This is a genomic window from Azospirillum sp. RU38E (assembly GCF_900188385.1).
Taxonomy (GTDB): Bacteria; Pseudomonadota; Alphaproteobacteria; order Azospirillales; family Azospirillaceae; genus Niveispirillum.
On sequence record NZ_FZOI01000014.1, the window covers coordinates 150,189 to 160,955 of the forward strand.

Genomic DNA, 10,767 nt, shown 5'->3' on the forward strand with positions numbered 1-10,767 from the left:
TTCAGAAATCCATCAAGTAGATTTGATTGGTCTATTCGAGCTTTATTTATTTCCTGCCACGCTGAGAACCTACTGGAGCCGTCGTCCCTCTTATGGTCGCCTGATGAGATTGGTCAGGACAGGATCCCGGCATTCTTCAGGTCCAGGATCAGGGCGCGCAGCACGGCGCGCACGTCTTCCAAGGTGGAGCCATCGGCGTTCAGGCTGCGGGTGAAGGCGGTGCCGGATGGGTTGGGCCAAACAGCGGCGGGCCGGTCATAGCGGGCGGCGATGATGTGCCAGGCGGCACCGTTGGAGACGACGACCACATGATCACCGGGCCGGCCGAGCCGGACCGGGTCAGCGTCGGGGCCACCGCCACCGGCCTGGGTGACCGTCACGGCGTGAGGGCCGCTGTCGCTCTTCTTGACCACCAGCACCACACCGTTCAGCGGATGCGGATCGGGCAGTTCGGCGGTGACCGGTCCGGTCCAGGCGCTGATCAGGTGGATGGTCCGCGCCGGGTCGAGGGTGAGACTGGCCATGCCCTCGGTGAAGGCGGTCTCCAGTTCCAGCCGCCCGATGCGCGCCTCGGTCAGTTCCGTGCGCTTCAGGTGGTTCTTCACCGGATGGCCAGCGTTGAAGGCGGTGTAGCGGCCGGCCTCGGTGGTGTCCCAGATCGGCGCCCCACCGGTGGCGGAGAACAGGTTCAGGATGGCCGTGTTCTGGGAACCGCCGTCGATGCGGATTCCGGGGACCGGGCCCAGGCTCTCGGCATAGAAGTTGACGATCAGGTTCTGGTCGGTGGCAAAGCCGAGCCGGAAACATGCCTCCGCCCCCGGATGCAGGTTAGCCTCGCAGTCGACGAAGCTGTTGTTGAAGCGCCCGGCCGAGATGAAAAACCCGCAACCGGCCATGGGGGCTGCCAGGGAATAGACCCGGACGTCGTGGAACTTGTTGGCGTTGGGCGTGTCGCCGGCGGAGTCCACGGTCAGCAGCACGCCATGCAGTTGCGGGCGGGCGACCAGGGTGCGGGCGATGTGGTTCCAATAGCAGGGCCGGTCAGGACTTTCGTACCCGTCCAGCACAATGCCAATCACCGCATCCCAGATCGAGACATTCTCCACCACCGTCTTGACGCAGGGTCCGTCGCGGCCAAACAGCTTGATGCCACTGGCCCCGCCCACAATGCGCAGATTGCGGATGGCCGCATACCCATCCACCACCTCGACCGCGTTCCAGCCGATCTGGCTGTAAATGGGTGCCGCCCCGTCGAATGGATCGGGACGGGCCTGGAGGACAGAGCTTTCCCCCACCCCCATCAAGGTCTGGCCGTAGCCAAGCACAACCGGGCGGGACACGCGGTAGGTGCCCGGTACCAGCAGCACGGTGGGGGCGGCGGCGAGTGCGGCGTCGATGGCATCAGAACAGTCTGAAACACCATCGGGGATGCCGCCATAGCTCTGCGGGACGGCGATCTCCCGGCCGCGCAGATAGTCGCGCAGGCGCTGCTTATCCACCGGCTGGCCGGGGATCAGCACATCGTCGATGGCGGATGCCATGGCTCAGAGTTCCGCGCTGGCGATCAGCCGCCCGCCAAGGCTGGTCAGCACCACCGGGGTGCCACTGGTCAGACCGGAAAAGCCACTGACATCAAAGCGACCGCCATCGGCGGTGCGTTCATGGATGCTGCCGATGCCGGAGGAGGCTTGGGTATAATTGGCAGTCACCATATCGGTAATGGTCAGCGTCCCTGTCACCTGATAGGCGGGGGCCACCCGCATACCGGGATGGTTGACGGTCAGTTGGATGTTGGTGCCGGAATTGGCCCGACCGAAGGCGGTGGCGATGGGGCGTAGTTGGCGGTGGACCAGGGCCATCTCCAGGGCGATGGGGCGCAGGTCGAGTGCCGTCGCGGTGTCTCCTGCTTCCAACTGGATGGCACCGAGATAGAACCAGCGACCGGACACGGCGCCACAGGCAGCGGTGATGGTGATCTGCAACCCGGTCTCACAGGCCCCCGTGTCGGGCACGGCCAGGACGAGGTCGGTATTGCTGTCATGAGGGACGCTGATGGTGGTCGTGGCGATGGTGCTGACGCTGGTGAAGCTGTCCGGACTGCCGGCACGGGCCAGCGTCAGGGTCCAGCCGATGATCTGCCCGCAATCATGATAGGCGCGCGCCGACAGCACCGCCGGGCTGTGACGTAACCGCAAGGCATCCACCGCCTCCAGACGCAGGCGCCAATGGATGGCACCACCGCTGCCCAGGGTAGCGCCCTGGACCAGGCAGGCGGCACTGGATGGCGACAGGCTGAACACGCCGGTGGCGCGCTTCACCGTGCCGGCACTGGGGCTGCCATCGGCACGGACCTGCCAAAGGTCAACCTCCCCCGGTTGCCAGGTGGCCGCCAACGCCGCTGCCGGGCGATGGGAAACGCGGGCACAGCCATTGACCACCAGATTGCGCTGGGCTGCCAATGCGCCAGCCCCACTGCCTGCCGACAGCCGGGGATCGTCGGCACGCACCAGCTTTGTGGGATTGCTCTCCCCTGGATCGGCCACCGGCAGGTCGGCCAGGGCGTGGGTGTGGGTGGTCGGTGCCTTGCCGTTCAGCGCCGTGGACAGTCCCGTCACATCGTCAAGACTGTGGCTATGGTCAGCCGGCGCCTTGCCGTCCAGGGCGGCGCGAACGCCGGGCAGTATGAAGCGGGCATCGCGCATGTGAGGTTACATGGGTTTCAGCCAGGAGGGATCGTGGGCGTAAACGTCGGCGGCATCCTCGGCCAGCGCCAGATCGACGCCCATCTCCTCGGTCAGCCGCCAGGTCTCGACCCGAAACGGCGTGCCAGCCAGGCCAAGCCGCCCCAGCGACACCGCCACCGGATAGCCTGCCGCCAGCCGCAGGCCTGCCAGATTGGCGGGCCAGTCCAGGCTCTTCTGTCGGCGGTTCTGGCGCAGCGCGATGCGGGCGATGCGCTGGGCCATGGTGTGCGAGGTGGTGAAGGGCAGATCGAGGGTCAGTGCCGCCTCGCCATCATCGGAGGCGATGGAAGCGGCGTCGGCCACCGGCGGATAGTCGGTCGGCTGCCAGTTTTGCGCCGGGCTGGTGAAGGCCCCGCGCACGATGTTGACCAGATCGCGCCGTGAGCGCCAGGGGCGATAGGATACCGGCGCCCGCAGCTCGTTCTCCCCCAGGATGACGGTCGGCGGCTGCCACGCTCCCACCGCCAGCCGCCACTTCCCACCGGTGAAGCTCAATCGGCCGGCACAAGTGGTCAGCAGGGATTCCAGATTGTCCAGCGGTCGCCCGGCCAGATCGAGCACGCCGTTGCAGCTATAGCGTGGTTCACTGCCGGTCAGGGTGGCGACCTGTTCGTCGCAGATATTGGCCTGGGCGATCCAACCGGCAACGTCAATCTCGTCCGGGCCGGCGGCCAGCCCCCAGGGCGCCATCAGATAATCGAGGATGCATAGCGCGGCGTTGGCCGACCAGCGAGTGGCACCGTCGCGCGGATCCCAGAGTTTCCGGCCCCGCACCAGCCGACTGAGATTGGGAATGCCGCTGGCAAACGCCTCCTGATCGTAGCGCAGACGCAGATGGGTATAGGCCCGCCCGCGCAGCCGGTGGTTATGGGTCCAGCGCCCGCCCGCTTCCGCCACCAGCACTCCATCGGCCCCCTGGTCCGGATGGCCGGCATGGCTCCAGACATGGACCTTGCCGGCCCAGGGTGCGGCAGTGGCGGCCCCACTGCCATCCAGTGCGATGGCGGTGTCACCGAACCAGACCGTACCCAGGTTCTCCACCTCGTGCGCGGCATGGACGACGACCAGATGCAGAATGTCGAGCTTACTGCCGCCATCAGTGCGGGTGTGGGCAAAGACCAGCGGGCCACCCGTGCGGACCTCGCCATAGACGATGCGATGGCTGGTCACCGGCTGTACCAGCATCTGGGTGCGGCCAGCGGCATCCAGCATGGTTTGGCTGGGTTTCGGGGTGCCGATGACGCGGTTGCCGAGATAGGAGACGCCAACCGTGACCGTGGCCCCGACCAGGGCCCCGATCAGCCCGCCCCCCACAGCGGCAGCCGCCGCCGAACCGGCCACCGCGGCACCGACCGCAATGATGGCCGGGGGCATCAGCCGATCCTCCAACCGGACAGCGCATGGGTGCGGTCCCGGGCGGCCAGACCGCGTTGCGTCGGCAGGACCAGGGCGGCACCGAGGCAGACGGCGAGTGCGTGGCGGTCCTCCTCCAGCCGTACCAGGGCGACGTCTCCCCTGCCAATGAATGCCGGGGGAACCCCGGGCCAGCCGTGATGGCGGGCAATGCTGGCAGCGGTCGCGTCCAGACCTCCCATCCGCGCCAGCAGGCGGGCGGCCGTGCAGGCGTCGGTGTAGGCGCCGCGCAATGATGCAGCGGGATCGATGCCGGTGACAGCGGACACGGCATCGGCAGCAAACAAGCAGCAGTCGAACCGCCCCCAGGCGAAGGTGCGATGCCGCGCGTCCTCCACCAGCCGGTCAAGCCGTTCCGGCCAGTCGGGCAAGCGGGTCATGATGCGGGTGCCCCCCAGCGGATTTCCAGTTCCTGGAGTTCGGGCACGAAGTCAAAGCCCAAATCGCCAGGAAAGTCTGACTGCTGGTCCTGGCTGGTGTAGCGGCGCAACCGGGGGCGTTCCAGATCGCGCAGGCGGTTTTCCGCGGCCAGGGCAATGGTGGCGATGCGGCCACCATCGGTGACCTCCACCATGTCCATCCGCCCATCGAACAACAAGACCGGCACCTCAATGAAGCCGCCCCAATCTTCCGCCATGAAAGCCAGCCACAGCCGGGCCCGGCGGCCCTGGACGCTGACGCCAACCACCTCGTTCAGCAGACCGGAGGGCACGCCGGACAGTTGGAAGCGCGCGCCCGTCGCCCGCACCTCCGTGGTTTCCTCGATCGGCCCGACCGCGCCGAAGCTGCCAACACCAACCCAGGTCTGTCCCTCCCAGACCAGATCGCCAACCCCTGACCAGGCGCGCACGGCACCGCCGGCAAAGTCGAACAGGGCCATCAACACTGGGCGTACCACCGGCTGCGCCGTCTCTGCGGCCAGGGTGGCGCTGAGGCGTTGGGTCACGCCAGATCCTCCACGAGGTTCAGGGTCCAACGGGTCCGGGCCGGTGGGCGGGTGCGTCCCCGGCCGGCCTCGTCGTCCGCCAGCCGCATCCGCACTGTCAGCCCATCGGTCGCCAGGGGCGCGCGGCCAATGGGGCTGCGCAGAGGGGGCCGGATGGTGACGATCATCCGGCCGGCAATGTCGGTGCGCCCGGTCTGGACCAGCAGATGCACACTGCCGGCTGGGACGGAGATGGCATCGCCCGGTCTCAACACCCCCTCTGCCCATGGTGCAAAGCCGGCCACGACCAGCCGTGCCGCGACGCCGCCGGTGATGTGGGGTTGGCCGGTTCCCTCGATGAAGCCGGCACCATCGTCGAAGTCGGTGCCATCACTGAAGCGGGTGATACCGATGGCGGCGGCATACTCGTCCATCGACCGCAGCGAACCGGTGGCCCCGTCATGCAGCCAGAGCGGCACACGGAACGAGGCGACGGGGCCGCGACAGGCGGCCAGCCACGCCCCGAAACGGGCGGCATCAGCGCCCGACAGATCCACCGTCACCTCCGCCACCCAACGGGAACCTTCCCGCTCCAGAACCAGGGTCTGGCGGGTCAGTGGTGAGGCGCTCTGCACCGTCACCGGCTGGAACCAGAAGGCCACAGCAACGGGATGAATGTCGGCTGGCCAGTCCGGCATCATGCCAGCACCTCGAACAGTTCCAGCGACCATTCGCTACGCCGCGGCGGGCGGGTCGGGTTGCGCCCGGCATCGTCAGAGGACAGGCGCATCCGCACCCGGCAGGCCGTGGTGACTAGCGGACCGATCGCCACCGGTTCGCGCAGACGCGGTTCCACCGGTACCAGGGCGCCGCCATCCGGGCCGGCCGTGACGGTGCCGGTGACCAGATGGGCGCGACCGGGCGAGGTTTGGATCAGGTCGCCGGGCAGCAGCAAGCCCGTTCTCCCTGGGGCGAAGCCGGTCACGGTCAGGCTGCGTCCGCTGCCGCCCGCCAGTTGCGGTGCCCCCGCGCACGTCCCGCGCGCGGCCAGGGTCCGCCAATCCGGCACCAGCACGGTGCCGGCGGGACCGCGCAGAGATGCGATCAGGGCATCGACCTGCCGAGCCACCGGATCGCCACGCTGGAAGGTCAGGCGACTGACCCAGCGGGCACCATCACGCTCCAGCACCTGGTTCTGCCCGGTATAGGGGCTGGCCCAGACGGTGCTGAGCGTCTGGATGTAGAATTCCTGGCTGGCCGGCCGCAGATCCAGGGGCCAGACAAGGTCGCTCACCCCAGACGCCCTCCGCGGCGGCTCCATTCATCGGCAACCTGCGACCGGGCCACGCTGGCGGCCGCCTTGACCACGCCCGGAAGGCGGACGGCCAATGCCTGATCCAATGCCGCCTCAACCCGCGCTGTCACTGTTTCCGGATCGTCGGCACCCCGAGCATCGACCTGGATCATATAGACCGGTCCGCCGCTCCCGACGTCGCTGCGGGTGCCGCCCGCCACCATGGCGGCGGACTGCGCCCGGTTCAGCACGATTTCGCCGCGTTGCAGGATGGCGGGGATTTCGTCCGCTGCCAGCCAGGGCATGGTGCCGTTATGCAGGCGTGGGGCTGCCAGGAACGCCGCCGGCGACACCATCCGCGCCGGTGCGGCACCCCCCGCCATGCCGCCATCATGGAAGATCCCGGCCAGGGCGCTGGATGCCGCCTGGGCCAACGGGGCGGTGATGGACATGCGGATCATCATTCGGGCGAAATCGGCCGCGATGGCATTCAGCAGGTCGGCAATGCTCAGCTTCTGGCGTGTGACCAGATCAACCAGGGCGTCTTCCAGCCGGCCAAAGGCGCTGCTGATCACATCTTCAACCTGGGCAGCGGCATTGCTGGCCGCATCGGCGTATTCCTCCAGGCCCCGGATGGCACCGTCCTGCCAGCGACGGCTGGCGGCCTGCAGCCGGTCGGCCGCCTGCTCCTCGGCCAGCGCCCAGGTTTCGGCGGTGATGGCGCCGGCGGCCTGCAAATCGTTCAACATGGCGATAGCGGCGGCATATTCCTGCGTCGGGGACAGCAGCCGCTCGGTCAGCCACGCCCCCTGTTCCAACAGGCGGTTGCGTTTCTGCATCTCCGGATCGGCCTTTGCCGCCCGTTCCAGTGCCCGCTGGTATGTCTCCCAGGAGAGGACGCCGGCATCCAGCAGGGTCTGGAGCTGCGCCAGTTCCGCCTGATAGTGTTCGGTCGGGTCGAGCAGGCTGTCGGTCAGCCGCGCTCCCTCCTCCATCAGCCGGTTGCGCTCAGCCGTCGCGGCGGCAGCATCGTAGTTGGCGCCGGCTTCCGCACGGATCGCCTCCCGCTGCGCCTGAGTCAGGGCGATACCACCACGCCGGGCCGTTTCTTCGGCGCGCAGCAATTCGGTCTGGATGGCCCGCTCACGTGCCGACAGGGCGACCGCATCCCGTTCCCGCGCCAGGGCGGCAATCTGGCCGTCGATGGCATCCATCGCCGCCTGTCGCCGCTTGGTTTCCGCGTCCTGCTCACGGGCCGCCCGGTCGCGCTCGGGTTGTTCAATCTGGGTAATGCGCCGCCGCGCCAGTTCCTCGGCCTTGGCCAGGGCGCTGTTGACAGCATCGGCATTGCTGCCGTCAGGACTGCGCAGGGCCTCCAGCGCCTGCCGGGTGCGGTCGAGTTCGGCATTGACGCGGGCGATGCGCTCCGCCGGATCATTGGCCAGTTGACCCAGCCCGTCGTCGAGCTTGCGACGCCACTCGGCAATGATCTCTGCCCGCCTTTCGGCCTCGGCGCGGGCGCGGCCTTCGTCGGCCTGCCGCTGGTCGGCATCGGCTTTGTCGGCCTGCTGGCGGGCCTCGGTGATCAGCGCGTCGAGTTCGGTTTCCAGGCTGGCGACATCGGCGCGGGCGTCGGCCAGCCGGCGTTGGCCGAACCGACCGTTGGAGGCATCGACGATGGCCTGGATCTCCGCCGCCCGATCCTGCGCTTCCACCAGCTGGCGGTTCAGGGCAACGATACGTTGGTCGATGGGCGTGCCCTGGAGGATGTTGGCCCAACCATTGGCGGCCCTGGCCAGCAGGTCCAGCACGGCCTCCGCCGGCCCGGCGACGGCTGGGGTCTTGCCGATCTCCTCCAGCATCTTGCCCCAGGCATCGGACAGGCGATTGGCCGCCCCGGTGACGCCACCGGCCTCGGCAGCCGCTGCCCCGCCGACCTGTTGTTCCAGCGCATCCAGGATGATCCGTTGCGCACCGGCCACCTGACCGGTCTCCACAAGGCTGCGGATCACCTCCGCCTGACTGCCGGTGAAGCTGACGCCAACCCGCTTCAGCGCGCTCAACCCTTCCACAGGGTCTTCCAGCGCCTTGCCAAGCTGCATGGCCGCCGACGACAGGTCGCCGCCGAACACCGCCGCCATGTCGCCGGCCAGGGTCAAGGCGCGGGTGAAGCTTTCGCCTGCCACGGAACGGAAGGTGGCCAGCACGGATGCTGCATCCTGCACCGCCTCCGCGCTGGCAAGCGTGGCTTCTTCCTGCCCATCGGCAAAGGCGGCGATCTGTTCGCCCGTCAGGCCGGCGGAATAGCCGGTGGCTTTCAGCACCGCCTCCAGACGGCGCAGCGATTGTTCGGCCTCGCCCGCGGCCTTCAGCCCCTCGGTGATGCCGATGGAGAGCACGCCCATGGCCGCCGCTGCCGCCAGCCCCACCGGCCCCAGGGCGGCCAGCGCCGCACCGGCCGGCCCCAGCCGCCCGGCCATGGCTTCCGCCTCACCCCGGACTTCACCGGCAGCGGCATCAACCGCCTGAAGCGCCCGCGATGCCGGCTGGGATGCCTGTTCAATACGCTGAAGGGCGCGTTCGCCGGTGGTGCCAACCTCGCGCAGCTCCGCCCGCACCCGGTCGCCGCCGATGGCGGCAAGGCGCACGGCTATGGTACGGTCGGTCATGGTTGGACAGAGGCGGGATTGATCTTGTCGGGTACGGTTTCATTCAGTGCATATAGGGGCAGCATGGAGGGCCGCATCATGGCACGGACAATCTCTGAGACAGAGCGGATCGAATTGCGGGTGGACCCGGCGGAAAAGGCGATGCTGGCGCGTGCCGCCGCCCTTGAGCATACCGACGTGACCGGTTTCATTCTGCGCAGCGCCCTTCCGGCGGCCCGCGAAGCGATTGACCGTGCCGAGCGGTTGCGGTTGAGCGAGCGCGACAGCTTGCGGGTTCTTGACCTGTTGGACAATCCGCCGCAACCCAACGCCCGTCTGCTTGAGACGGCGCGGGCGCTGGCGCGCAACGACAAGTGACGGCTCCACCAATTTGGCATGAGGAGGCGATCGCCCGGCATCATGACCGGGTCGGCTTCGATTGCGGCACTCCGGCGCTGAACGACTATCTGCGCCGCTTCCCCCGCCAGAACCATGAAAGCGGCAGGGCCAAGTGCTTTGTCGCCATCAGCGCCGATGCGCCCTCCCGTTGCCGCCACTATCCTCCGCAAGGCGGGCACAGCGACAGGACCGCCCCTTACCTTATCCGCCAGATGCGAACCATGAATCGTCCTTTCTCGTCATCATATTGGCCCTCATCGTGCGGGTCCGGTGCGAAACGAACCGCCTGCATGGCCGCATGCAGCGCCCGCCTCGCTGCCGTCGCCTTTTCATCTTCAAAAGGCAGCAATACTAGGATGAGATAGCGCTCAACTGCCGGATGCAGGCGCAATCGGGCCGCGTCGCCGAACAGGCTCCAGTTCCTCGGTCCTACCTTGGCGATTTCCTCGTCAGTAACCAGACGGCGCCCATCCACACCGAGCGCAAACGGGTGGCTCGGCTTGGGAAGGGCGTGGCCTGTGAAGCACTTCCCCGCATCCTTGAAAAAGGCACCGATGATCTTGACCTCGGCAACCATGGTCGCCTTGTTCGGATCCTCGGCATAGTAGGCGGAGAGATCATATTTGCCTCTCAGGGCCTTTCCGGTTCGGGGATCGACACCTACGACCTTTTCCGTGTTGGTCCATATCTCAACCCCCTGATCCTCAGCTTGAAGCATGAGTTCCGCCTGGAGCCAGTTCTCGCGGCAACCGTCAGCCTTCATCGCCCTCGGCAGCCGATCCTTATCCTTCAGTTGGTCGAAGCATCTTTTGAAGGTTTCCATCCAATCAATGGCAGTCATGATGCCTCTCCACACCAGCGCCCATTGCCAATGCAGCGATCTGCCGCTTCATTTTGGCTAAGGCGTGTTCGGCGGCGGCGCTCGCCCGTCCTTCGCCCGACGCCTCACCGCTGGCGAACAGTGCCGTGCCGCCCCCACGCAACACTTGTTCCATGTCCATAAGGTCCACACAGATCAACCCCTGCGACACCAGTAGATTGGACATGGCCGAAATGGCAGCCGCCATGCACCCCGTCCCATCATCTGGCGGCAGGGTGGCGCTCGACTTGCCACGCCTCTTGATGCAGACATCCACGCAATCGGCACAGACCTTCATGTTTCCAACTCCACCAGGAAAACCGTCATCATGAGGTGGGATTCCCGGCGGTGAGACAACAAAAAAGGGAAAAATCTGAAACCTGTGGATAACTATGGTCTGTTGACATTCATCGCATCACCAGCACGGTTGCGGTAAGGTTTATCATTGCGGCGTAGCTGCAATCTGTTTTGTCGTAGCGGGTGGC

Annotated in this window: 11 protein-coding genes and 1 pseudogene; 1 reads left to right on the plus strand and 11 read right to left on the minus strand. The window is 67.0% G+C overall.

The features are described from left to right. Nucleotides 1–113: 113 nt before the first annotated feature. The 8 genes from CHB97_RS19700 to CHB97_RS19735 are packed head-to-tail and all read right to left on the minus strand — an operon-like array spanning nt 114 to nt 9,045. A complete protein-coding gene (locus CHB97_RS19700; RefSeq protein WP_089289713.1) occupies nt 114–1,541 on the minus strand; it encodes a glycosyl hydrolase family 28-related protein in 1,428 nt (475 codons plus the stop codon). A gap of 3 nt (nt 1,542–1,544) precedes the next feature. Then, on the minus strand, nt 1,545–2,702 hold the full coding sequence (locus CHB97_RS19705; protein WP_089289714.1) for a hypothetical protein: 1,158 nt from the start codon (nt 2,700–2,702) through the stop codon (nt 1,545–1,547). 6 nt (nt 2,703–2,708) lie between these two features. Further along, nucleotides 2,709–4,118, minus strand: a complete 1,410-nt coding sequence (locus CHB97_RS19710) for a phage tail protein (RefSeq protein ID WP_089289715.1) — start codon at nt 4,116–4,118, stop codon at nt 2,709–2,711. Further along, on the minus strand, nt 4,118–4,537 hold the full coding sequence (locus tag CHB97_RS19715) for a hypothetical protein (RefSeq protein ID WP_089289716.1): 420 nt from the start codon (nt 4,535–4,537) through the stop codon (nt 4,118–4,120). Before CHB97_RS19715 ends, CHB97_RS19710 begins: the two co-directional genes overlap by 1 nt. Beyond that, the gene (locus CHB97_RS19720) at nt 4,534–5,103 is read right to left on the minus strand and encodes a hypothetical protein (protein ID WP_089289717.1); all 570 of its coding nucleotides are present in this window, start codon (nt 5,101–5,103) and stop codon (nt 4,534–4,536) included. Before CHB97_RS19720 ends, CHB97_RS19715 begins: the two co-directional genes overlap by 4 nt. Then, on the minus strand, nt 5,100–5,783 hold the full coding sequence (locus tag CHB97_RS19725) for a hypothetical protein (RefSeq protein ID WP_089289718.1): 684 nt from the start codon (nt 5,781–5,783) through the stop codon (nt 5,100–5,102). The genes CHB97_RS19720 and CHB97_RS19725 overlap by 4 nt, the downstream gene beginning before the upstream one ends. Next, nucleotides 5,780–6,376 (minus strand): hypothetical protein, encoded by a 597-nt coding sequence (locus tag CHB97_RS19730; RefSeq protein ID WP_089289719.1) that lies wholly within the window; start codon nt 6,374–6,376, stop codon nt 5,780–5,782. The genes CHB97_RS19725 and CHB97_RS19730 overlap by 4 nt, the downstream gene beginning before the upstream one ends. Further along, on the minus strand, nt 6,373–9,045 hold the full coding sequence (locus CHB97_RS19735) for a phage tail tape measure C-terminal domain-containing protein (protein ID WP_089289720.1): 2,673 nt from the start codon (nt 9,043–9,045) through the stop codon (nt 6,373–6,375). Before CHB97_RS19735 ends, CHB97_RS19730 begins: the two co-directional genes overlap by 4 nt. A 78-nt stretch (nt 9,046–9,123) precedes the next feature. Between CHB97_RS19735 and CHB97_RS19740 the strand changes: the two genes are divergently transcribed. Continuing rightward, nucleotides 9,124–9,402, plus strand: a complete 279-nt coding sequence (locus tag CHB97_RS19740; protein WP_089289735.1) for a DUF1778 domain-containing protein — start codon at nt 9,124–9,126, stop codon at nt 9,400–9,402. Nucleotides 9,403–9,619: 217 nt separating this feature from the next. Here the strand turns inward: CHB97_RS19740 and CHB97_RS19745 are convergent, their stop codons facing one another. From CHB97_RS19745 to CHB97_RS26140, 3 genes and pseudogenes are all read right to left on the minus strand, one after another. Beyond that, nucleotides 9,620–10,264, minus strand: a complete 645-nt coding sequence (locus tag CHB97_RS19745; RefSeq protein WP_089289721.1) for a hypothetical protein — start codon at nt 10,262–10,264, stop codon at nt 9,620–9,622. Then, the gene (locus tag CHB97_RS19750; RefSeq protein WP_089289722.1) at nt 10,251–10,580 is read right to left on the minus strand and encodes a hypothetical protein; all 330 of its coding nucleotides are present in this window, start codon (nt 10,578–10,580) and stop codon (nt 10,251–10,253) included. The genes CHB97_RS19745 and CHB97_RS19750 overlap by 14 nt, the downstream gene beginning before the upstream one ends. 109 nt (nt 10,581–10,689) lie before the next feature. Continuing rightward, a pseudogene (locus tag CHB97_RS26140) lies at nt 10,690–10,767 on the minus strand (IS5/IS1182 family transposase); the annotation flags it as partial.